21 protein-coding genes and 1 tRNA gene are annotated in these 24,492 nt (G+C 69.4%); 12 read left to right on the top strand and 10 right to left on the bottom strand.

Annotation, left to right across the window (positions count from 1 at the left end; genetic code table 11):
• Positions 1 to 83: 83 nt before the first annotated feature.
• On the bottom strand, positions 84 to 440 hold the full coding sequence (locus EZE58_RS06125; RefSeq protein ID WP_063250354.1) for a nuclear transport factor 2 family protein: 357 nt from the start codon (positions 438 to 440) through the stop codon (positions 84 to 86).
• A 121-nt stretch (positions 441 to 561) separates the two neighbouring features.
• On the opposite strand from EZE58_RS06125, the gene EZE58_RS06120 reads away from it, so the two are divergent.
• A complete protein-coding gene (locus EZE58_RS06120; protein WP_009376784.1) occupies positions 562 to 1,350 on the top strand; it encodes a helix-turn-helix transcriptional regulator in 789 nt (262 codons plus the stop codon).
• A 13-nt stretch (positions 1,351 to 1,363) separates the two neighbouring features.
• Here the strand turns inward: EZE58_RS06120 and EZE58_RS06115 are convergent, their stop codons facing one another.
• The 3 genes from EZE58_RS06115 to EZE58_RS06105 all read right to left on the bottom strand — a co-directional run bounded on the left by EZE58_RS06115 (position 1,364) and on the right by EZE58_RS06105 (position 5,023).
• Positions 1,364 to 3,130: an FAD-binding oxidoreductase gene (locus tag EZE58_RS06115; RefSeq protein ID WP_063250353.1), complete on the bottom strand. Its 1,767-nt coding sequence runs from the start codon at positions 3,128 to 3,130 to the stop codon at positions 1,364 to 1,366.
• Complete coding sequence (locus EZE58_RS06110; protein ID WP_156491177.1) at positions 3,127 to 4,065, bottom strand: lysophospholipid acyltransferase family protein; 939 nt, start codon at positions 4,063 to 4,065, stop codon at positions 3,127 to 3,129. The genes EZE58_RS06115 and EZE58_RS06110 overlap by 4 nt, the downstream gene beginning before the upstream one ends.
• Positions 4,066 to 4,225: 160 nt before the next feature.
• Positions 4,226 to 5,023 carry an SDR family NAD(P)-dependent oxidoreductase gene (locus tag EZE58_RS06105; RefSeq protein ID WP_040341360.1) on the bottom strand — a complete coding sequence of 266 codons (798 nt, stop codon included), beginning with the start codon at positions 5,021 to 5,023 and terminating at the stop codon, positions 4,226 to 4,228.
• A 130-nt stretch (positions 5,024 to 5,153) separates the two neighbouring features.
• On the opposite strand from EZE58_RS06105, the gene EZE58_RS06100 reads away from it, so the two are divergent.
• The 3 genes from EZE58_RS06100 to EZE58_RS06090 are packed head-to-tail and all read left to right on the top strand — an operon-like array spanning position 5,154 to position 9,143.
• Entirely contained in the window at positions 5,154 to 7,370 is a 2,217-nt protein-coding gene (locus EZE58_RS06100; protein ID WP_009376780.1) for an HAD-IB family hydrolase, read from the top strand.
• Positions 7,364 to 8,368 (top strand): hypothetical protein, encoded by a 1,005-nt coding sequence (locus tag EZE58_RS06095; protein ID WP_167560096.1) that lies wholly within the window; start codon positions 7,364 to 7,366, stop codon positions 8,366 to 8,368. The genes EZE58_RS06100 and EZE58_RS06095 overlap by 7 nt, the downstream gene beginning before the upstream one ends.
• Entirely contained in the window at positions 8,358 to 9,143 is a 786-nt protein-coding gene (locus EZE58_RS06090; RefSeq protein ID WP_167560094.1) for a ferritin-like domain-containing protein, read from the top strand. Before EZE58_RS06095 ends, EZE58_RS06090 begins: the two co-directional genes overlap by 11 nt.
• An 87-nt stretch (positions 9,144 to 9,230) precedes the next feature.
• Here EZE58_RS06090 and EZE58_RS06085 read toward each other — a convergent pair whose 3' ends face one another.
• The 3 genes from EZE58_RS06085 to EZE58_RS06075 form a co-directional block, all read right to left on the bottom strand.
• Positions 9,231 to 9,944: a hypothetical protein gene (locus tag EZE58_RS06085; RefSeq protein WP_063250351.1), complete on the bottom strand. Its 714-nt coding sequence runs from the start codon at positions 9,942 to 9,944 to the stop codon at positions 9,231 to 9,233.
• Positions 9,941 to 10,993: a glucose 1-dehydrogenase gene (locus EZE58_RS06080; RefSeq protein WP_167560092.1), complete on the bottom strand. Its 1,053-nt coding sequence runs from the start codon at positions 10,991 to 10,993 to the stop codon at positions 9,941 to 9,943. Before EZE58_RS06080 ends, EZE58_RS06085 begins: the two co-directional genes overlap by 4 nt.
• A gap of 96 nt (positions 10,994 to 11,089) precedes the next feature.
• A complete protein-coding gene (locus EZE58_RS06075) occupies positions 11,090 to 12,028 on the bottom strand; it encodes an SMP-30/gluconolactonase/LRE family protein (protein WP_167560091.1) in 939 nt (312 codons plus the stop codon).
• A gap of 160 nt (positions 12,029 to 12,188) precedes the next feature.
• Between EZE58_RS06075 and EZE58_RS06070 the strand changes: the two genes are divergently transcribed.
• From EZE58_RS06070 to EZE58_RS06050, 5 genes are all read left to right on the top strand, one after another.
• Positions 12,189 to 12,284 (top strand) — tRNA-Sec (locus EZE58_RS06070).
• Positions 12,285 to 12,359: 75 nt separating this feature from the next.
• Positions 12,360 to 13,820, top strand: coding sequence for an L-seryl-tRNA(Sec) selenium transferase (gene selA / locus EZE58_RS06065; protein ID WP_009376769.1), 1,461 nt, complete (start codon positions 12,360 to 12,362; stop codon positions 13,818 to 13,820).
• On the top strand, positions 13,820 to 15,667 hold the full coding sequence (gene selB, locus EZE58_RS06060) for a selenocysteine-specific translation elongation factor (protein WP_009376752.1): 1,848 nt from the start codon (positions 13,820 to 13,822) through the stop codon (positions 15,665 to 15,667). Before selA ends, selB begins: the two co-directional genes overlap by 1 nt.
• Before the next feature lie 172 nt (positions 15,668 to 15,839).
• The gene (locus tag EZE58_RS06055; RefSeq protein ID WP_009376749.1) at positions 15,840 to 16,085 is read left to right on the top strand and encodes a type II toxin-antitoxin system Phd/YefM family antitoxin; all 246 of its coding nucleotides are present in this window, start codon (positions 15,840 to 15,842) and stop codon (positions 16,083 to 16,085) included.
• Positions 16,082 to 16,492: a type II toxin-antitoxin system VapC family toxin gene (locus EZE58_RS06050; RefSeq protein WP_167560090.1), complete on the top strand. Its 411-nt coding sequence runs from the start codon at positions 16,082 to 16,084 to the stop codon at positions 16,490 to 16,492. Before EZE58_RS06055 ends, EZE58_RS06050 begins: the two co-directional genes overlap by 4 nt.
• 137 nt (positions 16,493 to 16,629) lie before the next feature.
• Here the strand turns inward: EZE58_RS06050 and EZE58_RS06045 are convergent, their stop codons facing one another.
• The gene (locus EZE58_RS06045) at positions 16,630 to 17,901 is read right to left on the bottom strand and encodes a M20 family metallo-hydrolase (RefSeq protein ID WP_167560088.1); all 1,272 of its coding nucleotides are present in this window, start codon (positions 17,899 to 17,901) and stop codon (positions 16,630 to 16,632) included.
• A gap of 31 nt (positions 17,902 to 17,932) precedes the next feature.
• On the bottom strand, positions 17,933 to 19,264 hold the full coding sequence (locus EZE58_RS06040; RefSeq protein WP_167560086.1) for an MFS transporter: 1,332 nt from the start codon (positions 19,262 to 19,264) through the stop codon (positions 17,933 to 17,935).
• Between the two features lie 222 nt (positions 19,265 to 19,486).
• On the opposite strand from EZE58_RS06040, the gene EZE58_RS06035 reads away from it, so the two are divergent.
• A complete protein-coding gene (locus tag EZE58_RS06035) occupies positions 19,487 to 20,644 on the top strand; it encodes a helix-turn-helix domain-containing protein (protein WP_167560084.1) in 1,158 nt (385 codons plus the stop codon).
• 167 nt (positions 20,645 to 20,811) lie between these two features.
• Entirely contained in the window at positions 20,812 to 21,231 is a 420-nt protein-coding gene (locus EZE58_RS06030) for a VOC family protein (RefSeq protein WP_009376740.1), read from the top strand.
• A gap of 177 nt (positions 21,232 to 21,408) precedes the next feature.
• Here the strand turns inward: EZE58_RS06030 and EZE58_RS06025 are convergent, their stop codons facing one another.
• Positions 21,409 to 22,617 (bottom strand): DUF2332 domain-containing protein, encoded by a 1,209-nt coding sequence (locus tag EZE58_RS06025; protein ID WP_240941165.1) that lies wholly within the window; start codon positions 22,615 to 22,617, stop codon positions 21,409 to 21,411.
• Positions 22,618 to 23,114: 497 nt separating this feature from the next.
• On the opposite strand from EZE58_RS06025, the gene EZE58_RS06020 reads away from it, so the two are divergent.
• On the top strand, positions 23,115 to 24,492 hold a 1,378-nt coding region (locus EZE58_RS06020; protein WP_240941104.1), incomplete at its 3' end, for a DUF222 domain-containing protein.

Here is a 24,492-nt window from a genome sequence, read left to right as displayed (position 1 = left end):
AGCAGGGGAAGACTGCGGTGGTCTGGGTGTCCGAGAGGACCCCGACCGGTGCCGCGTGTGCACCTGCCGAGGTCCTCTGGTGTTCAGGCCGAAGCTGGCACCCTGTCGAGGAATCCACGCACATCCTCGATCCGGCCATGGTCATCGACGATGATGACGTCGAAGCCGATGATCACGGGTTCTGCGCCTTCGGGTCCCAGGCCCCAGCGGAAGCGAACCTGGTCGTGGTGGCCGTCCGGATCTCCGAGCGCTGTGAAGACGAAGTCCGGGAACTGGGACTGTGTGCTGTCGATGAGGGCGTCGATTCCTCCGCGCCCTCCCACCTCGGACAGGGGATCACAGTAGCTGAGGTCAGCAGAGAAGTGACGTTCGAGCAGTGCCTGCCGGTCGTCCCGGGCGGAATTCCAGGTCGCGATGCAGGCGTCGATGATCTGCTGCATGATGGCTCTCCTTGATTGTTGGGTGTGCAGGATCATCACCCATGTTTTCGCCGCTGCAGGGCGTTGGCCATGACTTCACAGGTCATGGAGGACGAGTCCGGCGCATGCCTACACTGACGACATGAACACGGTGGCGAAAGCGCAGTCGGTGGGGGACATGCTGCGGTGGTGGCGGGAACAGCGTCGCTTCAGTCAGCAGGAGCTGTCGAATCTCTCCAGCGTCTCGACCCGCCACTTGAGTCGGGTAGAGACCGGGCGTGCCCGACCCACTCCGGAGATGATCGACTTCCTCGCAGAGAACCTCGATGTGCCGTTGAGAGAGCGCAATCGGCTGTTTCTGGCGGGCGGCTATGCGCCGAAGTACTCAGAGGCGGACCTTGACGACACCTCTCTGTCCGTGGTGATGACCGGCCTGCGAGGTCTCCTCGATGCGCACGCACCGTACCCGGCTCTGCTCCTCGACGAGCAGTGGACGATCATCGACGCCAATGACGCGGTCGCTCACCTGCTGACCGACTGTGCTCCCGAGCTGCTTGAACCACCTGTCAATGTTGTCCGTCTCAGCCTTCACCCTCGCGGCCTGGCCCCGCACCTGGAGAATCTGTCCGAGTGGGCTGCTCATCTCTATCACCAGGTGCTGCGGCGGGGACAGCGCACGTGCGACGTGCGATTGAGGGATCTCGCCGACGAGATCTGCGAACTGATCGGGGAAACACCCCGCACGGAGGTCCCGGCGGGTCCCGTGGTGACGATGTCACTGCGAACGGAGACAGGGGTGTTGAAGCTGTTCAGCACCAGCGCCCGGCTCACGACTGCAGCCGACACCGCCCTTGAGGGTCTGCAGTTGGAGACGTTCCTGCCTGCCGATGCCTTCACGCGTCGGCACTTCACGTCCACCCAGGGGCAATAGGCTGTCAACTGGGTCAGTCGACGGCAGCGGCACGGCTGTGCTGGGACCCGGGGTCGGTACGGCCCTTGGGCACCGCCTCGGCGACGATCTTCCCGGGGTTGAGGTTGCGTCCGGGATCGGTGGCGCGGAAGAGCGAATCGACCATGAACGCGCCCGCCTCGGTGATGTCGTCGACGATCCACGGACGATGCTCGGTGCCGACCCCATGGTGGTGGGAGAGCCCTCCCCCGGAGTCGATGAACTCCTGCTGCACGGCCTCCTTGACCATTCGGTACTCCGCGAGCGCGGTGTCCTCCTCGGTGTAGGGGATCGCGAACGTGAAGTAGAGGCACGCGCCTCCGTGATAGCTGTGGGACATGTGACAGAACATGAAGCCGGGGCCGCCCATCTCGGCGCGGACCTGGGCGAAGCGCTCATGCACGCGCGCATGCATGTCCTTGAGGTTCGCCCAGCTCACCCCCGTCTCGCAGACGTCGCCGAAGACCCGGTAGTTGAGGAGGAAGTCGCGCAGGTAGGGCGTGTCGAACTTCTTCTGGTCGTAGATCGCGCCCGGCCCGGTGCCGAGGCTGATTCCGCCGCGACCTGCGACGATCTTCTTGACCGCGGTCTTCTCGCGTCCGACGTGCTCCTTCGAGCCCTCGAAGCAGACGTAGGACAGGCACATCCCCTCCGTCGTGTCCCAGCCGCGCGAGCGCAGATAGGCGAAGAGAGCGTCCTGACCGCGGGCGGTGAGCTTCGACTTCACCGTCGTCGGCTCCGAGACCATGGCGAGGCTGAACCGCGTCTCGGGTCCGTCGGAGAGCCGGGTGAACGTCGGGTTGGCCTCCGAGCGCGCGATGTCGTGCATCGCCTCGACCCCGGACGCCCAATCCGGGTAGAGGTAGGCGACGACCTCCCTCACCTCCGGCTTCCGGTGGATCCGGACCGTGCATTCGCTGATGACGCCGAGGCGGCCCTCACTGCCGAGGATCATCTCGTGGACCGAGGGGCCGGAGTCCCGGCCGGGGATCGGCTTGCTCACGACGACTCCGCGCGGGTGGACGACGCGCATCCCGCGCACGATGTCCTCGATGTCGCCGTACCTGTCCGACTGCATCCCGGACGACCGGGTCGCCGCCCACCCGCCGAGCGTCGAATAGCTGAACGAATCGGGGAAGTGCCCCATGGTCCACCCGCGGACGCCCAGCTGCTCCTCGAGGTCGGGTCCGTACGCGCCGGCTTCGACCCGCGCGAGGCCCGAGTACTCGTCGACCTCGAGGACGCGCCGCATCCGACCGAGGTTGAGCGACACGATGGGTCGCTCCTCGTCGGGGTCGGGGGTGACCGAACCGGAGATGCACGAGCCGCCTCCGTAGGGGATGAGGACGAGATCGTGGTCGAGGACCGCGGTGAGCACCTCGGCGATCTCCTCCTCGCTGCCGGGATGGACGACGACATCGGTGAGACGGGGCATCGTCCCGTTCCGGACACGGTAGAGGTCGGGCAGGGAGCGCCCGAAGGAGTGGATGACCCGCAGCTCGTCGTCGACGCTGACGTTCTCGGTCCCCACCGCCTCGGCGAGGACGGCGAGGCCATCTTCGCTCACCCGTGAGGCGGGAACGTCGAACCCGCCGAGGTCGGGGATGCGCGGGCGCGGGGCGTTCCACAGGTCGAGGCCGACCTTCTCCTTCGCGATCGCAGCGAAGGCGGGCTTCGTCTCCCAGCGGAACTCGACGCCGTCGGCGCCCCAGCCCCACCAGCGGTGTCGCCTGACCTCGTCGACGCTCAGCGGTGCGCTCACGTCCTCGTCCCTTCGTCGGTGGTGTGATCTGTGGTGCCCTGCTCGGCGGCTGTGGCCTGCTTCTCTGCCGCGCCCTGCTTGTCGGGCTGCGGGGCACGGTCGGTGCGCCCGGATTCGTCGCCAGGGACACGTCGGTGGGTGAGTCGGGCGAGGCCGAGTTCGTCGGCCCCGGCGTCGAAGAGCTCCTCGACCCGGCACTGGACCCGCGCCGTCAGCGCCGGCAGCGACTCCCCGGGCTGGGCGAGGACAGGGGCGCCGACGATGACGCGCACCGGCCGGCGGCCGGGCACCGGCCAGCTCGTGCCCTTCGGCATCGCCTCCGAACCGCCGACGACGGCCGTCGGGACGATGGGCGCGCCGGTGTCGACGGCGAGTTTGATCGCCCCCACCTTGAAGTCGGCGACGAACCCGTTCTGCTGACGCCCGCCCTCGGGGAAGAGGAGGACGGGCACACCTGAGCGCAGCAGGGCGCGGGGCGTCTCGGAGCTGCCGTGGGAGCCCTCCCGGTAGACGGGGAAGGCGTTGAAGAGGAGTCGGACGAACATCCGCTTGTGCCACGCCGTGAAGAAGTAATCATAGGCGACCCCGGCGGCGAGCAGACGCGCCTGTCCTCGCGGCAGGCTCTGCGCGATGAGCGGCGCGTCGAGGTGCGAGGTGTGGTTGGCGACGACGAGGAACCCACCGCGCAGGCCGCGCACCTCGGGATCGATCCGTGCCGAGGGGGTGATCGTCGAGCGGACGAGACCGCGGAAGAGGACGCGCTGGAGGACGAAGCGCAGCGCGGCGCGCGCCCGGGAGCGGTACATCGCCGTGGACGGGGCGTGCGGAGGTGGGGGTGCTGCGTCCCGCGACGGCGGGGTCGTCGGCACCTCGGTCGGTGCCGCCGCCGGCACGACTGCGGGCGACTGACCCTGGGGTGTTCTCTCTGCTCTCATCGCCCGGGGTTCGGAGCCGACCCCAGAACCGGATGCCGCCTCGGCGAGGAAATTCTCCCCGTCCCTCGTACGGTGCCCCACGCGCGGACGAAGCCGCTCGCGCGGATGGCGCACGTCGTGCGAGCGAAGCCCCACGTACGCACGGTCGTGGGGCTCGCGATCAGGCGCCACGGCGGTCTCTCTCCTCGTTCCGGCGGGAGGTGAGAGCACTCGAGAGTCGGTGGATCGCCGACCGGGGGGCGATCCGGAGGCCTGCGACGATGGCCTTCCAGCGCAGCTGCGGTACGCTCACGGTCCGACCCCTGGCGACGTCGCGCAGGCACTCCTCGACGAGGTCGTCGGGGTCGAGCCAGAGGACATCGGGGATCGAGGTCCCGGCGATGCCGGCGCGGGCATGGAACTCGGTGCGCACCCAGCCGGGCACGAGCGCCGTCACGGTCACCCCGGTGCCGGCGGTCTCGACCGCGAGCGACTCCGAGTAGTTGAGCGCCCAGGCCTTGATCGCGGTGTAGTTGTTCTGGGTCAGGCCCGAGCTCACCGAGCACACGGTGATGATCCACCCGCGTCCGCGCTTGGTCATCGCCCGGGCCGCGGCACCGCCGATGACGAGCACCGCCCGCTGCATCACCTCGAAGCCGCGGTCATGCTCCTCGAGGTCCGTGGCGAGCAGGCTCGCCCGCACGGAGAACCCGGCGTTGTTGACGACGATGTCGATGGGTCGGTGCTCTCCGGGGTCCTCGATGCGGACGGCGACCCGCGTCTGGTCGTCACGGTCGGCGAGGTCGGCAATGAGCGTCTCGACCTCGATCCCGAAGGTCGAGCGCAGGTCGGCCGCGAAGGTCTCGAGCCTGCCCTCATCGCGGGCGACGAGGACGAGTCCGACGCCGCGAGAGGCGAAGGCCCGGGCGAACGCGGCACCGATGCCCGCGGTGCCTCCCGTGATCAGAGCGACATGCATGCTTGTTACGATACAGTGACCTGCGTCATACTCCGCGATGACCTTGAGGGTGACCGCACCACCCATCCGATTCCCCGCCGGCTCCGAATGAGCATCCGAGACCGTTTCCGCGCGACCCGATAGGCAGCACATGACATCCAGCCGCATTCTCCTGACCGGCGTGACGGGATTCCTCGGTCAGGCGGTGCTCCAGGCCCTGCTCGAGAGCAGGCCGGACGTCACCATCACCGCCCTCGTGCGTCCCCGGGGCACCCGGTCGGGCAGGCAGCGCCTCGAACGGCTGCTCGCGAAACCGGTCTTCGGCTCCTGGATCGGACGGGCCGGTGAGGCCGCCGTGCGGGATGCTCTCACGGCGCGTGTCGAGGTCCTCGAGGGTGACCTCACCGACCTGCCGCCGCTGCCGCACGCCTTCGACGTCGTCATCCACTCCGCGTCGTCGGTGTCCTTCGACGCCCCCATCGACGAGGCGTTCCGCACCAACGTCACTGGAGTAGAGCATCTCTACCGGGCCCTGCGCGAGACCGGGCAGGACCCGCACGTCATCCACGTCTCGACGGCGTACGTCGGCGGCATCTCCAAGGGCCTCGCCCAGGAGCGTCGGCTCAGCCACAACGTCGACCACCGCGCCGAGTCCGCGGCCGCTGAACTCGCCCGCGACCGGGTCGAAGCCGAATCCCGTGCTCCCGAACAGCTGCGCCGCTTCCTCCGCAGTGCCCGCGCCCAGAGTTCCCGGATGGGACCCAAGGCCGTCGCCGCGTCCGCCGAGGCGGCGCGGGAGGCCTTCGTCGCCGACCGCCTCGTCGAGTTCGGCCGCACCCGCGCCGAATCCCTCGGCTGGACCGACGTCTACACGTTGACGAAGGCGATGGCCGAACGCGTCGCCGAAGCCGAATGGGCCGACCAGGGCCACCGGGTCTCCTTCGTCCGGCCCTCGATCATCGAATCCGCGCTCCGCCTGCCCCACCCCGGCTGGATCGACGGCTTCAAAGTCGCCGACCCGCTCATCATGGCCTATGCGAACGGCGGGCTGACCGAGTTCCCCGGCCACGCGGACTCCGTCCTCGACATCATCCCCGTCGACTTCGTCGTCAACGTCATCCTCGCGCTCGCCGCAGAGGACGAATCCACCGCCGCCGAGGCGGGGGCACGGTACTTCCATGTCGTGTCCGGCACGTCGAATCCCCTGCCGTTCCACCAGATGGTGAGCACGGTGCGCGAGTACTTCCTCGACCGCCCGATCCCCGACCCCGAGGGCGAACCGACCCCGGTTCCCGAATGGAGCTTCCCGAGTTCCGAGCTCATCGAACAGCGCATCCGCCTCAAGGAACTGAGCTCACGTCTCGGGCGGGCCGTCGTCGACCGGCTGCCGTCGTCCCGGCGAACCCGCGGGTGGGTCTCGCATCTGAGCCGCGTCGATGCGGGGCTGCGGTCTCTGCGCCAGTTCGCCGACCTCTACCGGCAGTACACGAAGACCGAGATGGTCTTCGACGACGCTGCCACCCGCCGACTCCACGAACGACTGCCCGCGGACACTGCGCCCGAGCGGGGGTTCGACGTCACCGACATCGAGTGGGACCGGTACTTCAAGGACATCCACCTGCCCGCCATCACCGAACTCACCCGCACCTACGCCCGCACCCGGGCGCGCACGAGGCAGGACCGCACCACCTCGGCGGGGCTGCTGCCTGCCGGCGATGCGCTCGCCGTGTTCGACCTCGACGGCACGGTGATCTCGACGAACATCGTCCGGCAGTACGCGGCTGTCGTCCGCGCCACCCAGCCTCCCCACCGCTGGCCGGGAGCGCTCGCCGGCATCGCCGGGATCGTCCCCGGGCTCCTGCGCGCCGAATCCCGTGACCGCTCCGAGCTCATCCGCATGGTCAACCGCCGGTACCGGGGGTTCCACATCGACGAGCTGCGCGCGGTCATCGCGGGCAGCCTCGGGGAGCGGATCCGCGACTCGATCCGCCCGCAGGCCCGCACCCTCATCGACGAGCACCGCGCGGCCGGACACCGCACCGTGCTCGTCACCGGTGCCCTCGAAGTCCTCGTCGAACCGCTCGCCGACCTCTTCGACGAGGTCGTCGCCACCCGCATGGACGTCACCTCGGACGGCGTGCTCTCCGGGTACCTCGCGACTCCGCCGCTCGTCGACGAAGCCCGCGCGAACTGGCTGCGGAAGTACGCGAGCGGCGTCGGCGCCGACCTCGCGAAATCGACCGGCTACGGCGATTCCTTCGCCGATGCCGCGTGGCTCGAGCTCGTCGGCGAGCCGATCGCCGTCACCCCCGACCTCGGCCTCTACGGACATGCCCTGAAGAAGCGATGGAAGGTGCTCGAATGGTGATGCAGGGAAGCCGGAGTGCGGTCGACGTCGAGCATCCGCCGGGTCACGTCGACGGACGCCTGTTCTCCGACGCGGACCATCCGACGGTCCTCGTCACCGACTTCGACGTCCCCGGCTACCTCGAGCAGGCGCGGGGTCGCATCCCCGTCGACCGTGAGCGCATCGATCTGCCCGCCGAGGCGGCCCGTGACCTGGGATTCCTCTGGCGCTTGGAGAACTCTGCGCTCGCCGAGACCCGGGCGCTGCTGGCCTCATGGACGGCGAACGAAGCCCGGATCACCGCCTTCGTCACCGCGTGGGGATATGAGCGATACTGGCTGGCCAAAGCGCTGCGGGACGTCCTCGATGCCGGTCGGACAGCTTCCGTCCCAACCCCTTCGCGCTCGCCGTCGACCAGGCTGCGCGAGGTCTGGGTCGAGCGTGCGCTGCCGATCGTCGCTCCCATCGTCGGGGGCGTCGTCAGGGAGCCCGTCACCGCCGGCCACATGGCCCGGCTCGCCGTCCAGGAGGGCGCCCTCCAGGTCGCGGAGGCCGCCCTGCTTCCGCGGCTGAACGGGGAGGCCCGCCGTGTCCTCGCCGAGGTGGTCGAGCGTCGCGAGGAGATCGTGCGGTTCTTCCGCACCGAGGCGATCGCCCGCATCACCCGGTCACGGCGCGAAGCCGTCCTCGCCCGGATCCACCTCGGCTGGCCCTGGGCGCCGCTGCGCGTCGTCGGTGTGCCCGAGCCCGACGAGGCGGCGGCACTCGCGAGCCTCTTCGCCGAGGGCTTCGACCGGCGGGCGCTCACCGCCTCCGATGCGGTGATCGGACAGCTGCTGACCGGGAACCCTCGGCCGTCGGCGGACGAGGTCCGGGCGGCGCTGCGCACCGCGCGCCGACGGCCGGGTAGTCCAGGCCGACCGAGGGTGACCAGGGACGGACGGCCAGGCACCGCGGGCAATCGCCTGCGGCCCACCCGCAGGCGACCGGTTCGAGACAGGAGTGAGAATGGCCTTTGACTTCGACACCTATGCCGAGACGTCCGAGGCGGTGAGATGGTCGGACCTCGACTTCGACGTCTTCGACGAGATGCCGTTGGATGCGGACACCCTGCGCACGGTCCGCTACATGTGCGACGTCGAGTACCACACGACGTGCTTCGTCCGGGAGCTCCTCGTCACCCCCTCGCACCGGGAGGACGCGCCGGCGGCGTTCATGACGATGTGGAACCGGGAGGAGTTCTGGCACGGCGAGGCGCTCGCCGCGGTGCTGAAGAAGCACGGCATCCACGTCGACTACGACGAGATCAAGGCGAAGCGGGCGGGACTGGGCTGGAAGCTCGCCCTCGGTCCGGCGAAGCAGTCGCTGCTGTCGAACATGGTCGGCTCCGACTTCATCGCCGTCCACATGGCATGGGGCGCAGCCAACGAGCTCTCGGCCACCGCAGGCTACCGTCGGATGGCGGCGATGCAGGACCACCCGGTGCTCTCGCCGCTGCTCGAGCGCATCGCCAAGCAGGAGACCCGCCACGTCGCGTTCTATTCGACGCAGGCGAAGGAACGGCTCGAGGACAACCCGCGCGCGCAGAGGATCGTGCGACTGGCGCTCGGGAGGCTGTGGAAGCCGGTGGGCTCGGGGATGATGGACGACGCCGAGGTCAAGCACGTCATGACCCACCTCTTCCGGAACCAGACCGCTGAACTCGACAAGCTCGACAAACGCGTGCAGAAGCTGCCCGGTCTCGGGGACCTGACGATCTTCCGCAACGCCTTCGCCCGCCTCGGCATCGACTGAGAGGCGCGGCACCGGACTCCGGCACCGCCTCGGCGGCGCATGCGAAATCCGCACCACCTCGGCGAGGGAATGTGAACGGGGGAGGGATCAGATGAGCTTCGTCGGATCGGCCGGGTTCCCGGCCTCGGGATGGCAGTCGCTCAGTGCCCGGCCCTTCGTCAGCCGCGCGACGAGGGGTTCGTTGACGCGGGAGGAGAAGAAGGCGATGAGCGGGCCGCAGAAGAACGCGGTCATGATCGTGCCGACCCCGACGGGACCGGAGACGAGGATTGCGCCGACGAGGACGATGAGGTCCTGCGGGACGCGCACCCGCTGGTACTTCCACCCGGTGCGGTCGACGATGATCGGGGCGATCGCATCGTAGGGCGCGGTCCCGACCCCGGCGGAGATGTATCCGCTGGCACCGAACGCGAAGACGACGATGCCGATCGCGAAGAACATCGTCGCACCCCCGTGATCGCCCGGTGCGACGGTGAGCGGAGCGAGGAGACCGGCGAAGAGGTCGATGAAGAACCCGGTCAGCGTCATGTTGATGACCGTGCCGACGCCGATGTAGCGGCGGGCGAAGATGAGCACGGGAATGAAGAGGATCGCGTTGCTCAACAGCTGATATGCCCCGAGCGACCATCCGATCCGCTCACTGATGCCGATGTTGAGCGCCGTGTACGGGTCGACACCGACCCCTCCGGTCTGGAGGATCGCGGCGCCGAGGCCGATGAGGACGACTCCGGCGAGCGCGTAGAGCGACCGCAGCGCCAGGGATCCGGGAGCTCTCTCCTTCGCCGCGGCCGCCATCGTCATTCCTGGAGGTCGATGACGACCTTGATGTCGCCGGGGTGATGTTCGAAGGCCTCGAGCGCCTGGGAGAGGGGAACCGTGCGGGAGAGCAGGGAGGTCAGCCACTCCTCGTCCGCGGCGGCGAGCGCCGCGGCTGCCTGCTTCCAGTGGTCGACGTTGGCGTTGACGGATCCGACGATTGCGACGTTGTCGAGGACGATCGTCTTGCCGATGCTCGCGAGGTCGAGTCCGGTGGGCTCCTGCGGATCGTGCATGCCGAGGAGGCAGACGACCTGGTAGGGGGTGACAGCCTCGAGGATGTCGGCGAGGGTCGCCGAGTCCCCGGTCGTGTCGAGGACGATGTCGGGCTTCACCTCGGCGAGGACGCCGGGGAGATCCCCGGAGTGGAACTGCCCGCCGAGGCGGTCGACGAGCTCCTCCTTGTTGTCCCGCTGGGTGGCGTTGTAGAGATGGACGTCGAGCCCGCGCTGCCGGCCGAGGAGGGCCGCGAGCAGCCCGATCGTCCCGCCGCCGACGATGACGACGGACGCCGGGTCGAAGAACGCGCGCTCGCCGACGCGGAAGACCTGATCCCAGGCCTTCGCGACGACCGAGGTCGGCTCCATGAGCACCCCTGTGCGCCCGAGGCTCGGGTCGAGCTTGACGGAGAAGTCCTGCTTGACGACCCACTGCTCGGACCCGAATCCCGGCAGCTCCTTGATCCCGCGTTCGGTGTACTCACCGTTGCGGCACATGTCGAACTCGCCGTGCGCGCACGCCGGGCACGGCACGGGGTCGGGGCGCCGGACGACCCCGGCGATGAGGTCGCCCGGGGCGAAGGCCGATCCCTCCGGGGCGGCTTCGACGCGGCCGAGGGACTCGTGGCCGATGATGAGCAGTTCCTCACCCGGAGGCGCCCACCCGTACTGCCCGCCGTTGAGCTCGCGGTCAGTGCCGCACACCCCGATCGCCAGGCCGGTGACGAGGAGTTCGTCGGCGGCGGGCTCGGGCGTGGGCATGTCGGTGACGGCGAGCGAGTCAGCGGTGCCGGGGGTGACGGTGAGTGCTCTCATCGGGGTCCTTCGTGGTCGGGTTCGGGGTCGTGGGTGGGTGTCGCGTGGGTCGTGAGTGGGTGTCGCCTGCTCGGTCGGCTCGTCAGGCGGCGTCGCTCACCCGTCGAACGGTGCTGCGGGGACCCCGGTGGCGCCGGGGGCGACGGCGAAGACGCCTCCTGCGCCCGGTTGGGTGCCCGGCTCGGCGTTCTCCTGGGTCGTCGTGATGAAGAGGGTGCGCAGATCCGGTCCGCCGAAGGTGCAGGCGGTGACATTGGTGACGGGCAGGTCGACCACCTCGAGGAGGGTGCCCTCGGCGTCGCGGCACTCGACGCGGGAGCCGCCGTAGATCGCCGTCCACACATTGTCCTCGGTGTCGACGCAGAGTCCGTCCGGTCCGCCGGCCGGGTCATCGTCGTCGAGGGTGAACACGCGACGCGGGTTCGTCAGTCCCGCCGACTCGTCCCAGTCGAGGACCCAGGTGCTGCGGGTGGGGGTGTCGTTGTAGAAGGCGCGGCGCTCATCCGAGGTCCACGCGATGCCGTTGGAGATGGTGACGTCGTCGAAGACCGTGCTCACCGCGCCGTCGCCGGTGATCCGATAGAGGGCGCCGCCGCCCTTGCCCTGGTCGTAGCGCATCGTGCCGGCGAGGAATCGACCGGCCGGGTCGCACCCGCCGTCGTTGAAGCGGACGTCGGGGTCGGTGACCACCTCGGCGATCTCCGTCCATGCCCCGCCGGCGGGATCGTCGGAGACACTGAGTCCGTGCTCGGTGAGGACGGCGACGCCGCCGGCGACGCGGGGGCGCAGGCATCCGGCGACCGGGCCGGGAACGTCGAGCGCGTCGACCATGTCGGGGGCCACCGGTGTGAGAGCTGACCCGGCGGAAGTGCCGCTGACGTCGGCGGTCAGCGCTTCGGGTCGCACGGTGAGGATCCGTCCGGCGAGCATGTCGACGTAGCGCAGTGTGTTCGCGACCGGTGAACCGTCGTCGGGCCACCACACGGGACCTTCGGCGTGGAAGGCGACGGGAGGGACGAAGAGCTCTGCTCGCATGCTTCCTGCCTTGTGGGAGGGACGCTGGACGGGGTCGGTCGGGGAGGTCGACCGTGGGGTCCACGCTATTGCCGCCGCTCACCTCAGTCAACGCCCCTTGCGGGATGGGGTCCGACCGCAGTGGATCACCATGTCCGCGGTACCCGGTAGAGTTCGTTCCGGAGGCGTCTGGCGTCCTGGTGGGCCCCCCGGTCTTCAAAACCGGTGAGACCGAGCATCTCGGTCTGGCGGGTTCGATTCCCGTCCGCCTCCGCCACAGACATCGCCGGCAAGGATGCTTGCCGGCACGGGACGTGAGCGTATGCGCGTCGGCACAGAGGAGGAGGCAGCCATGGTCGAGGCCGACCCCCGCCGGAGCATTCCGCGCACCGATCATCTCCTCGCCCTGCCTGAGGTCGCCGCCGCCCGCGACCGCCTCGGCGAGGCGACGATCCGTGCCCTCATCGCCGATGCCCAGGACTCCGCCCGGTCAGGGAAGCTTCCCGTCGCCGAGGTGACCCCCACCGTCATCGCGGCCGTGACCACGCGTTCGACCTCCTCGCTCACCCCCGTGCTCAACGCGACCGGCATCATCGTCCACACGAACCTCGGTCGCGCACCGCTCTCACCTGCGGCGCAGCAGGCCGTCAGCGATGCCGCCGGCTACGTCGACGTCGAGATGGACCTCGAATCCGGCAAGCGGAGCAAGCGCGGAGTCGGGGCGAAGGCGGCGCTGCTGCGCGCCTGCCCCGCCGCCGAGGACGCGCTCGTCGTCAACAACGGCGCCGCCGCCCTGCTCCTCGCCGTGACAGCGCTCCGGGGCAGTGGGGACGCTGCGGATTCGACCTCGCCGGGCCGGTCCGGTCCGGGAACCACCGTCCCGGATGAGATCGTCGTCAGCCGCGGGGAGCTCGTCGAGATCGGGGCCGGCTTCCGTCTGCCCGACCTCATGGTCACCACCGGCGCTCGCCTCCGCGAGGTCGGCACGACGAACCGGACGCACCTGGCCGACTATGCCGCGGCCATCGGCCCGGCGACCGCGAGCCTGCTCAAGGTCCACACGAGCAACTTCCGCGTCGACGGCTTCACCGCCGAGGCGAGCCTGCCCGAGCTGCGCGGCCTCGCCGACGAACACGGGCTGCCGCTCATCGCCGACCTCGGCAGCGGGCTCCTCACCCCCGACCCGGTTCTGCCGAACGAACCCGACATCGACACGGCCCTCCGGGACGGGGCTGACGTCGTCATCGTCTCCGGCGACAAACTCCTCGGCGGACCGCAGGCCGGCCTCATCCTCGGCCGGACCGGGGCCGTCGAGCGGATCGCGAGGCACCCGCTCGCCCGCGCGATGCGCACCGACAAGCTCACGCTTGCGGCGATAGAGGCGACGATCGCAGGAGCCTCGAACCCGGTTCATGACGCCCTCCACCTCGACCCGGTTGACCTGCGCAGACGCACGGATCGCCTCGCCGAGGCGGTCGGCGGAACCGTGGTCGTCCACGAGGGTCGCGTCGGCGGTGGGGGTGCTCCCGGCGTTCCGCTGCCCGGGTGGGCGCTCGAACTGCCCGAGGAGTTCGCCGAACCGCTGCGCCTCGGCGACCCGGCCGTCGTCGCCCGCGTCCACCAGGGTGTGTGCCTCGTCGACCTCCGGTGCGTGCCCGAAACCTCCGACGATGCGCTCGCCGATGCGATCCGGGCGGCCGCCGACCGCCTCGGCGGGACCGGCGCAGCGGCTGACCGCGGTCAGGGCGGACCCGGCATCACGGAAACCGCGACGCAGACGGTCACGAACGACCGCCTCGGCGAGGGCACCTGATGTTCGTCGTCGCGACGGCTGGGCACGTCGATCATGGGAAGTCGACCCTGGTCAAAGCCCTGACCGGGATGGAACCGGACCGGTGGGAGGAAGAGCGCAGGCGCGGGCTGACGATCGATCTCGGGTTCGCGTGGACGACGCTGCCCTCGGGTCGGGAGCTCGCGTTCGTCGACGTCCCCGGGCACGAGCGGTTCCTCGCGAACATGCTCGCCGGGGTCGGGCCCGCGCCGATCGTCTGCTTCGTCATCGCCGCGGACAAGGGCTGGCAGGCCCAGTCGAGCGATCATCGGGACGCGATCGCGGCCCTCGGGATCGACCGGGGGCTCGTCGTCGTCACCCGCGCCGACCTCGCGCCGGACACCGTCACGGAGACGGAAGCCCAGGTGAGGGCCGAGTTGCGGGGGACGACGCTCGCCGATGCGCCGATCGTCACGGTCTCGGCGACGACGGGGCAGGGCATGGACGAACTCATCGCCCGCCTCGACGAGGTCACCGCCGCCGCCCCCGCTCCGGACGCGGACGCGCGCGTGCGGCTGTGGATCGACCGGGCGTTCTCGATCACCGGGGCGGGCACCGTCGTCACCGGCACGCTCACTGCGGGAACCCTGCGCGCAGGCGACCGGGTGCGCGTCGTCGGCGAGTCCGTCGACCTCGTCACCGGGATCCGCGGGATGCAGAGCAGGGAATCCTCCGCCGAGGTCGTCACCCCCGCCGCGCGCGTCGCCGTCAACGTCCGCGACGTCCCCGTCGACGACATCCACCGAGGTGACGCCCTCATCACGCCCGATGCGTGGCCGATCGTCGAGGTGCTCGACGTGCGCCGGACGATGGGTGAGGCGCTCGACGACGGCGTCCACGAGCTCATGCTCCACATCGGCACCGCCGCCGTGCCCGTGCGTCTGCGCCCCTTCGACGCCGAGCACGCCAGACTCACCCTCGAGCGCCCGCTGCCGCTGCAGCTCGGCGACCGCATGGTGCTGCGCAACCCCGGCAGCCGCAACGTCTTCGCCGGCGTCGTCGTCCTCGACGTCGACCCGCCTGAGCTGGGACGACGCGGCGACGGGGCGCGGCGGGCCGCTGCGTTGGCATCGCGGCCGGTGACCGGGGACGTCCTCGCCGAGGTGGCCCGGCGGGGAGCCGTCGAACGCGTGGTCCTCGTGCGGTTCGGTCTGACGGTGCCCGAGGCGCTGCCCTCAGGCGTCGAGGCGCTGGGTGCCTGGCTCGTGCACGCTCCGACGCTCCAGGCGTGGGTGACGGCGGCCAAGGAAGTGGTGGCGAAGCAGCTCGCCGCACAGCCGATGGCCCCGGGCGTGCCGGTCAAAGCCGTCGTCGAGGCCCTGCGTCGGGTCGATCCGCCGCTGCCGAGTGCTGGGGCCCAGCCGGCCGCGTCCCCAGGCAGCGGAACCGGGATCGGCGCGCTCGTCGCCGAGGTGATCCGACGAGCCGGTCTCGAGGCGGCCGACGGCGTGGTCCGCCCACCCGGTCACCGCGCGGATCTCGGCCCTGCGGAGGCGGGTGTCGCCAAGGTCGAACAACGCCTCAAGGCCAATCCCTTCGATGCCCCCGAGGCCGATGATCTGCGGGCGCTGTGCCTGGGAGCGCGGGAGCTCGCGGTCGCCGAGAAGGCGGGGAGGGTGCTGCGCCTCGGCGACGGTGTCGTCGTCTCCCCGCGGACCCCGGCGCAGGCGATGCGACTGCTCGCGGGACTCGATCAGCCGTTCACGACGAGTCAGGCCAGGCGGGCGCTGGGGACGACGCGGCGCGTCGTCATCCCCCTGCTCGAGCACCTCGACTCCCGCGGGTGGACGAGGCGACTCGACGGTTCGCACCGCGAGGTCGTGCGGTAGGACGTGCTCGAAAGCGGCGGGCGGTCCGCGGTGCAGTCAGGGCCGCTGACCAGATGTCCGAGCGCGACGGACAAGTCCGCTGCGCAGGGACTTCACGTTGGCGATATTGATGCGCCCCCGCATCAGCGCCGGTAGAATGTAGTGACAGTAGGCACAAGCCGGAGGGGTTGCGATGACGACGATGTCGAGTCGGGAATTCAATCGAGACGTGTCTGCGGCGAAGCGTGCGGCAAAGGACGGCCCGGTCACCATCACCGACCACGGGCGACGCTCACATGTGCTGCTCACTGCGGAGGACTACGACGCACTCGTCGACTCCGACGAACTCATGGGTGATCGGCTCGTCATCGAGGGCGACGATGTCGAGCTGGAGCTTCCGCCGCGCTCGGGGTCGTCGCTGCGGATTCCGACGCTGTGAGGTTCCTTCTCGACACGAACATCGTCAGCGATGCGCGCCGCGGAGGCCGCTCACCGGCCGCCGAGTGGGTGAGGACGCAGCGACTGCGCGACCTCGCAATCAGCGCGATCACCCTCCTCGAGATCGACCTCGGAATCCGGCTCAAGGAGCGCAGAGACCCCCGAGCCGGGGTCGTGCTCCGACGCTGGTTCGACGATCAGGTGCGGGAAGCGTTCACCGGGAGGATCCTCCCGGTCGACGAAGCAGTGGCGCTGCGGCCGTCGCAGCTTCATGTCCCCGACCCCATGCCGGACACGGACGGTCTCATCGCGGCGACGGCGATCGCGCATTCGCTCACGCTCGTCACGCGGAACACCGCTGACTTCGAACGCACCGGCGTCGCCCTGCTCAACCCCTGGGACGACTGAGGAGCGTCGGCGCGAACCCGCCGGGACGCTGACCGCCGGCAACCGCTCGGTTTCGATCCCACCGCGCTGGATCGATCCATGCCATGTGGATCGGAACCGAGCGATGACCGATTCGCGATCCGCCCCGTGCGCACCCCTCACCCCGCAAGCGCACCGCCTGCCAACCGCCGGACCACCTCGGTGAGGTGATGGAGACCGGAGAGGAGGTCCTCGTCCTTCGTGAACTCCTCGAGGTTGTGCGAGATCCCGGCGACGCTCGGTACGAAGAGCATGACCGTGGGCACCGTGTCCTTGAGATTCGTCGAGTCGTGCCCGGCCACCGTCATCACCGTCGCCGAGGTGAGCCCGAGGTCATCGGCGACCGCGCGGGCGAGCTCGACGCCGTCCTCGCCGTAGGGGTTCTGATCCCAGCTGTGCTCGGCGGTGATCTCGATGTCGACCCCGACCTCCTCGGAGATCTTCGCGACCGTGTCCATGAGCGAGGCGTGGGCGGCGGCGATCACCTCGGCGCTGGGGGAGCGGAGGTCGAGGAGGAGCTCGACCTCGCTCGCGACGACGACCGGCGAATTCGGGTAGACGTTGAGCTCACCGCACGCGGTGTGCAGCGCTCCGGGTTCGAACTCGTCGACGAGCTCGCGTGCGGCGACGACGAGTCGCGCTGCGCCGAGCAGGGCATCGCGCCGATCGGTCATGAGAGTCGACCCGCTGTGGGCCTGCGCGCCGTGGACGCGGAACTCGAACTTGTGCGCGGCCCACGTCGCATCGACCAGCCCGATCGTCACGCCGTCCTCCTCCATGCTCCGCCCCTGCTGGACGTGGATCTCGGCGTACGAGGCGATTTCCGGGGCGGTGAAGTCACCGCGTTCGCCGATCGCATCGAGCGCCTCGGCGACGGTGACCCCGTGCGGGTCGGTCGTCGCGAGCGCCGCCTCGAGGTCGGCCTTGCCGGTGAAGACGTTGCTGCCCATCATCGAGGGCTTGAACCGTGAGCCCTCCTCGTTGAACCAGTTGACGACGGCGAGGTTGAACCGCGCCTGCGAGGGGTCGGCGCGGAGTTCATCGGCGATCGCGAAGCACGCGTGCGCGCTCGCCATCACGCCGTACGCGCCGTCGAAGCGACCGGCCGTCGGCTGCGAGTCCATGTGCGATCCGGTGAGGACGTACGGGGCGCCGGGGACGAGCTCGAGCAGTCCGAACTGATTGCCGATCGCGTCCCGTTCGACGGTGAACCCGTGGTCCTCGAGGAGCCGGGCGAACCACGTCCGCTGCTGCCCGTCGGCCTCGCTCGCGGCCTGCCGATCGACCCCGTTGGTCCCCTCGACCGCGCCGAAGCGGGAGTGGACGGCCCAGTCGGCGAGGAAGTCGGCGTCGCGGGTGGCCTGGGTCGGGGTGCTGGGGTTCTCGTTCATCGTGTGGACTTTCCGTGCGGGAGCCGAGTGCTCAGTGCTTGAAGCCGGGGAGGTCGACGCTCAGCCTCGGCGCGATCGCTCCGGCGAACGCCGTGAAGAGGGAGAGGAAGATGAGCATCGCCGCGGCCGGCCACCAATGGTCGTTCGCCGAGACGACGAACCCGGTCGCGAGCAGCGGGATGAAGCCCGAGAGCATGCCCGCGGCGTTCTGCGCCATGCCCACCCCGGTGTAGCGGGTCGTCGGGGGGAAGAGCCCGGTGAGCACCGTGCCCGAGGCCGCATACGGCAGGGAGAGCGCTCCGACGGCGATCGTCATGGCGATGACGATGAGGACCGGCTGTCCGGACTCGAAGAGGAGGAACGCGGGGACCGCGATGACCGCCGAGGCGATGCCGCCCCAGAGGATGACCCTGCTCGCGCCGTACTTCGCCCCGAGCATCCCTCCCCAGATGAGGATGAGGATCTCGACCGCGGCGGCGACCATGCTGCCGAGCAGGAGGAGCGAGTCGTCGTAGCCGAGGATGTTCACGCCGTAGTAGACGCAGAAGGCGGTGACGAGATAGAAGCCGCCGACGCCGAGGAGTGCTGCCGCCATGCCGACGATGATCTGCTTCCAGCTGCGCTTGAGAGTCGTCGAGATCGGGCTCTTCTCGACCTCACCGGACTCCTCGAGCTGGCGGAAGACCGGGGACTCCTCGAGGCGGCTGCGGATGTAGACGGCGACGAGGAGGAGTGGGATGGCGACGAGGAACGGGATCCGCCAGCCCCACGAGTTGAAGTTCTCCTGTGAGAGGAGCAGGGTCATGACGAAGAAGCCGCCCGAGGAGAGGATCGTGCCGATCGGCGAGCCGATCTGCGGGATCGCGGCGTAGCGGGCGCGCAGGTGGAGCGGGGCGTTCTCGACGACGAGCGTCATCGCCCCCGACCATTCGCCGCCGACGAAGAGACCCTGCGCGATGCGCAGGAGGACGAGGAGGACCGGGGCGGCGAACCCGATCGCCGCGTACGTCGGGAGCATGCCGATGAGGCCGGTGACGATGCCGATGCCGACGATCGTGATCATGAGGACCCGACGACGTCCGATCCTGTCACCCATCCGACCGAAGATGATGCCGCCGATGGGGCGGGCGGCCAGGCCGACGCCGAAGGTCGCGAACGACGCGAGGGCTGCGGCGGTGGCGTTTTCCGAGGTGAAGTACTGGACGTTGAAGATCAGCGCGGCGGCGGCGCTGAAGAGGAAGAAGTCATACCATTCGAGCGCGGTGCCGATGAGTGCCCCGGCGGCGACCTTGTTCGCGTCCTTGACGCTGAGTTCCTGCGTCGCGTCGTATTCGATCGCCGAGGTGGTGGGGTCGTTGCTCATGCGTGATCTCCGTCGATTGCGTGGGCGGTTCTGCGACTGCGGGGTCGGGCGTCCGCCTGCGTGGGTCGGGCGTTCGGCTGGGCGAGTCGGGCGTCCGTCTGAGCGGGTCGGGGCGGACGACCGTGTGACTCAGAACATTACCGAGTGAGATCGCTCGGTCTCCACGGAGAATTGCCGCAATTGTCCCGGTCGGGATTGTGCATATGCACATACACTGACGACATGAGTGCGAACGACGGCCGCCTCCATGATCGGCCGCTGCCCGGCGATCGGCAGCGGTGGTTCGAACTCCTCGACGCCCTCGACCTCGACGAGCTCACCGAGTCCTTCATGGACCGCGTCGTCACCGTCCCAGGCTACGACCCCGCGCCGATCCCCGTCTCCGAACTGCGCCGCACCGGCAGGAACTCGTTCACCACCCTCATCGACGGTCTGCGCGCCGGCGGCTTCGACGGGGTCGTTGCCGTTTCGACCGAGGTCGGCGTCTCCCGCGCCCGAGCGGGCATCCCGCTCGAGGCGCTGATGACGGCGATCCGCCACGATTTCACCGTGCTCTGGGAGGCGCTCACCCGCGTCGCCACCCGGGACGACGCCGAACTCGTCATCCGCCACACCGGTGACGTGCTCAGCACCGTCGACGAGTACGTCCTCCAGGTCCAGCGGGCCTACACGGCCGAGCTGCAGCGGATGCGCGCCGAGGAGTCCTCGGTCCGCCAGGGCTACATCGCCTCGCTCTTCCAGGACGTGAACCCCACGGACGAGCGGTTGGCCACAATCGCCTCGGCGCTGGGGATCGATCCGACCGAGGAGCTCATCGTCGCCGCCTCCCGCGAGGAGGACACCCCGGACCTGCGCGTCCTCGTCTCCGCACACGAGAGCACGGGCGGGACGATGTTCACCCACCACCTCGGCGGGGTCCTCATCGCTTTCGCATCCGCGGCAGGGGTGCGGCGGACGGGGATCGACGCCCGCCTCGCCGATGCGAGGGTCGGGTTGGTCACGGCCGCCGGGATCGCGTCCCTGCGTCGCCTCGCGCTCACCGCCAGGGATCTCGCGCAGGCCATCACCCCAGGTGAGACGGGAGCGATGACGTGGAGTCGGGGGTGGGCCAGGCTCGCGGCGCAGGCTCTCAATGCGACGGGGAAGACCGTCGGCGGCGACATCGACGAGGCCCTCGCCGCGTGCGGGACGGCGGAGCGGGAGCGCCTCGTCGAGGCGACCGGGGCGTACCTCGAGACCGGGAGCATCGGACGGACGGCTGCCGTGCTCTACTGCCATCGCAACACCGTCGCCAACCGGCTGCGGCGATTCGCCGAGGTGACCGGGGTCGATCCGACGATCCCCGCCGAGGCGGCCCGCCTCGTCGTCGCGTGGGCGTGAGCCTCTGTCGTCGACGGGGTGGGCGCGGTGGGGACGCGGTGCGGGAATCGCTGTCGCCGGCGGGAACGTCTGTCCCCGGCGGGACGGTCGGGGCATACTTGAGTCACGACGACCGGCAACGGAGCCGGTCGTGCGGTCTATCCGTCCACGTCATGAGGTGAGAAGCCATGCCGGTCAGTCCCCACGTCTTCATCAGCGGCGGCCAGTGCGCCGCCGCGTTCGAACGCTACCGCGACATCCTCGGCGGTGATCTCACGATCGCGCTCGCCAAGGACGCGCCTCCCGAGGCGCGGATGCCCGGCGCACCCGAGGATTCGGTCATGCACGCCGAGCTCGACCTCGGTGATTCGCGGATCATGGGCGCCGACGATCCGACGGGCACAGGGGACGCGATGACCGGGGTCGCCCTCTTCTATGCCGCTCCCGATCCGGAGGTGGCGAAGCGGATCTTCGACGTCCTCGCCGAGGGCGGTGAGGTGCAGATGCCGTTCGCGCCGACATTCTGGTCGGCGGGATTCGGGGCGTGCATCGACCAGTTCGGAGTGCCGTGGATGATCGATACGACCCAGGAGCCTGCTCCGCAGTGAGCCTGAATCGGCCCGGGCTGGGTCGGGGTGGAGCCGGGTCGGGGTGGGGCTGTTCGGATTGGGGTGTGCCGGAGGGTCCGCCGGACAGTTCGCGGGACGGTTCGCGGGACGGTCCGGCGGACAGTTCGCGTTCGACGGATGCCGTGGTTGCCGAAGTGCTCTGGTTTCACGGAATACCTATGGTGCCTGGGGCAGTGGTGTCCTCAGGCCCTCGCAGCTCTGCAGGCTCTCGTAGCTCTGCCCGTGGGGTCCGGTGAGGGCGGTTGCGATGCCGTCGACGGCGAGGACGAAGCGGCCGCCGGAACTCTCGATGCCGAGGTCACGCAGCTGGTCGCCGATCTCGGGCAGCACGCGCTCGCCCTCGTTGCTCACCCAGACGACGTCGTCGCGGGAGCGCATGAGGTCGGCGAAGGCGGCTCGGTGTGGTGGGTCGACATAGGCGAGGACAGCGCTGTGGAACACGACGACCTGTGAGTCGGCCGGGGCCTCGGCGATGAGCGATTCCACGCCGGCGACGAGATCACCGGTGACCAACCTCGGCGGGTCGGCGGCGGCGATGGCGGCAGCGGCGTCGAGGCGGTCGCGGCGGACGGTGTGCTCGGGCCAGATGAGCGAGCGCAGCCATGCGCGGTCCTCGGGGTCGGTGACGTCGAGAGGGTTGAGGTCGATCCCCGCGCGCCAGACGACCCCGGGGAGGCGAGTCGGCGGCGCTGTGCCGGTGAGCGTGCACTCGAGATCGACGGTGCTCGGGCCGTCGACGGGATCGAGTCGGACGGTGCTCGGGCCGTCGACGGGATCGAGTCGGACGGTGCCGAGCTCTCCTGTGCCGTGCTCCGCTGAGTCCGACTCCTTGGCGCCGGACTCTCCGGCTCCGGACTCTCCGGCTCCGGACCCTCCTGTGCCTGACCCTCCAGCACCTGACTCCCGGTCGGCGATCGAGACGTTCTCCCCGGGGACGGCGACGGTCCGATACGTGTAGCTGTAGCGATCGGGATAGAGGCACAGCCCCGCCGAGGCGCCGACTTCGATGAGCGAGATAGGCCCGTTGATCTGCGCCAACGCCGGCAGCAGGACGGCGCACCGACCGGCCTCGTTCGTCTGCGTCGAGCGGGCGAGCATGAGCGAGCGGGTCTCGTCCCAGTGCTCGAGCAGCCACGTGCGCAGCTGCGCGTAGTCGCCTTCACCGGCGCCGAGGTGTCTGGCCGCTCCGAAGAGCAGATTCGCCTGGCGTTTGGGCCGGGGAAGGTCGAGAAGGAGGCGGAGGACCGCCTCGTCCTCGGCGACACCGCTCGCCCAGTCGACGTAGATCGGGGAGGTGCCGGCCGCCTCGACGCCGGCGAAGTTCCGGTAGTATTCGCGCAGAGTTTCGGTGTCGAGATCGGTCATCGGTCGCATGCAGTCGTCCCCTTCCGGCCGAAGTCACCGCCGGTGCGGCGCGATCGTCTCCTCATCGTAGACCGGGCGGTGTCGGCCTGGGCGGTTCGGTGCGGGTGTGCCTCGGGACTGCGCGGGTGTGCTTCGGGACTGCGCAGGTGTGCTTCGGGACTGAGCGGCGGCCGCGCCGTGCCCCGGCGTCAGCACCTGCTCGTAGGATCACCCACACCCAGGCCGTGCCGACCCCTCCGCTGTCAGACCCTCGACGCGCCTGCGCAGGCACCACGACGAGGCCACCAACGGTCGCCATGAGAGGACCGCCCCAGATCACAAGCGCAGACCATCACACACCCAGCACACTTGAGAACAAGAACAGTTGACAAGGGATTCGAAGCGCATAGAACAGTAGTCAAATAGTCGAACAAAAAACAAAGAAAACCATTGAAAACACCGAAATAGGTGTATACTAGGAGCATCAACACCGACGTTGATGAATGGACCAGGAGGCCATGACTCTCACCCCGGACCGCACCCCGAAGAAGCCGAAGCGCCACGCTCCGACTCCCTCGCAGAATGCGCCCGGGCCCGATGAGACGTCGACGAACTCCCGCAGGACACCCGCGGCTGATGGTCCACGTGACGAGGCGATCAGCGAAGAACTCCAGTCACTGCGCGACCAACTCGCCCAGGCCGGATTCGACCTCACCGGACACCCCCTCGCCGACGACTTCGACGCCCTCGACCCCGTCACCACCAACACCCCGGTCCCCGAGGACCCCGCATTCGACTACTTCTCCACGATCGATGACTCCGATATCGACCTCTTCGGACCTCGCCGAGACAACGGCGGAGAAGAGACGGACGAGTGGCCCGGCGATGCTCCCTCACAGGACCCCGAACACCCGATCCCAGACGACACCGCCCATCCCGGCGACCTGCCCGCGACCGCCCGCAATGGCCAGTCACAGCGGGTGCCGTCGACTCCCGCGAACTCAACCAACACCCCTGGGCCCCTCCCGTCCGGCTCGTCGATCCCGCAGTCTCCTGATGACTTCAAAACGTCGGTTCCCGTCGACACCCCCACCACGGACACCCCGGAGACTGTCGGCACAGGCACCGTCGAGACGGCTGATGCTCCTGGGTGGGTGAGTCGCCACCCTCTGCTCACTGACACCGCGTGGGCGGACCTGTCGGGGTTCGCTCCGGAAGTCACGACCAGCATCACCACGCTCATGGACTTCAGCACCGGGTTGCGCTCCTTCGACCGGCCCATGGGCCCGGATGAGGCTCTCCTGCTCATCGATGGCACCGAGGCCCTGTCCCGGATCACCGAGGCGCTTTCCACCCTGGCCCTGTCGGTCTACGAACGTGTCGGAACACCAACGGACACAGGTGCCAAGGACACGAAATCCCTCATCCGCGACCGGCTCAACCTCACCCCGACCGAGGCGAACCGGCGGGCCGAGTTGGCGAAGAACCTCGGGGGCAGGGTCGATACCACCGGGCAAGCCCTGCAACCGTTGTGTCCGGAAGTCGCCGATGGCCTCCATGCCGGGGTGCTTTCGGCCGGGCAGGCGAAAGCCATCGATGACTGCCTTGATGACCTGCCCGCCTGGGTGTCAGCCGAGCAGCGGGCCGATGTGGAGAAACGCCTCGTCGACTATGCACCCCAGGTGCGGGTGAAGGATCTGCGGGGGATCTTCGATCGGATGCTTGCCTATATCGACCCCGACGGGGCCAAACCTTGTGAGGAGACCCCGCGTACGGACTATTCGGTGACGGTCCGGCCCAAGCGCAACGGGGACTGGGTGCTCGGGGGACTGCTCGACCCGGTGTCCGGGGCGGCATTGAACGGGTTGCTCACCTCCCGCATCCACTCAGTCACCC

The sequence above is a fragment of the Brevibacterium sp. LS14 genome, assembly GCF_012027885.1.
GTDB lineage: Bacteria > Actinomycetota > Actinomycetes > Actinomycetales > Brevibacteriaceae > Brevibacterium > Brevibacterium casei.
This window is presented reverse-complemented; position numbering and strand designations above follow the sequence as displayed.

Excerpts from the sequence above, each read along its gene's own strand:
- EZE58_RS06110 (WP_156491177.1), bottom strand. The coding sequence starts at position 4,065 with ATGAGAGCAGAGAGAACACCCCAGGGTCAGTCGCCCGCAGTCGTGCCG.
- selB (WP_009376752.1), top strand. The coding sequence starts at position 13,820 with ATGTTCGTCGTCGCGACGGCTGGGCACGTCGATCATGGGAAGTCGACC.
- selA (WP_009376769.1), top strand. The coding sequence starts at position 12,360 with ATGGTCGAGGCCGACCCCCGCCGGAGCATTCCGCGCACCGATCATCTC.
- EZE58_RS06080 (WP_167560092.1), bottom strand. The coding sequence starts at position 10,993 with ATGAGAGCACTCACCGTCACCCCCGGCACCGCTGACTCGCTCGCCGTC.
- EZE58_RS06045 (WP_167560088.1), bottom strand. The coding sequence starts at position 17,901 with ATGAACGAGAACCCCAGCACCCCGACCCAGGCCACCCGCGACGCCGAC.
- EZE58_RS06095 (WP_167560096.1), top strand. The coding sequence starts at position 7,364 with ATGGTGATGCAGGGAAGCCGGAGTGCGGTCGACGTCGAGCATCCGCCG.
- EZE58_RS06105 (WP_040341360.1), bottom strand. The coding sequence starts at position 5,023 with ATGCATGTCGCTCTGATCACGGGAGGCACCGCGGGCATCGGTGCCGCG.
- EZE58_RS06075 (WP_167560091.1), bottom strand. The coding sequence starts at position 12,028 with ATGCGAGCAGAGCTCTTCGTCCCTCCCGTCGCCTTCCACGCCGAAGGT.
- EZE58_RS06025 (WP_240941165.1), bottom strand. The coding sequence starts at position 22,617 with ATGACCGATCTCGACACCGAAACTCTGCGCGAATACTACCGGAACTTC.
- EZE58_RS06100 (WP_009376780.1), top strand. The coding sequence starts at position 5,154 with ATGACATCCAGCCGCATTCTCCTGACCGGCGTGACGGGATTCCTCGGT.
- EZE58_RS06040 (WP_167560086.1), bottom strand. The coding sequence starts at position 19,264 with ATGAGCAACGACCCCACCACCTCGGCGATCGAATACGACGCGACGCAG.
- EZE58_RS06035 (WP_167560084.1), top strand. The coding sequence starts at position 19,487 with ATGAGTGCGAACGACGGCCGCCTCCATGATCGGCCGCTGCCCGGCGAT.
- EZE58_RS06085 (WP_063250351.1), bottom strand. The coding sequence starts at position 9,944 with ATGACGATGGCGGCCGCGGCGAAGGAGAGAGCTCCCGGATCCCTGGCG.
- EZE58_RS06030 (WP_009376740.1), top strand. The coding sequence starts at position 20,812 with ATGCCGGTCAGTCCCCACGTCTTCATCAGCGGCGGCCAGTGCGCCGCC.
- EZE58_RS06055 (WP_009376749.1), top strand. The coding sequence starts at position 15,840 with ATGACGACGATGTCGAGTCGGGAATTCAATCGAGACGTGTCTGCGGCG.
- EZE58_RS06090 (WP_167560094.1), top strand. The coding sequence starts at position 8,358 with ATGGCCTTTGACTTCGACACCTATGCCGAGACGTCCGAGGCGGTGAGA.
- EZE58_RS06120 (WP_009376784.1), top strand. The coding sequence starts at position 562 with ATGAACACGGTGGCGAAAGCGCAGTCGGTGGGGGACATGCTGCGGTGG.
- EZE58_RS06125 (WP_063250354.1), bottom strand. The coding sequence starts at position 440 with ATGCAGCAGATCATCGACGCCTGCATCGCGACCTGGAATTCCGCCCGG.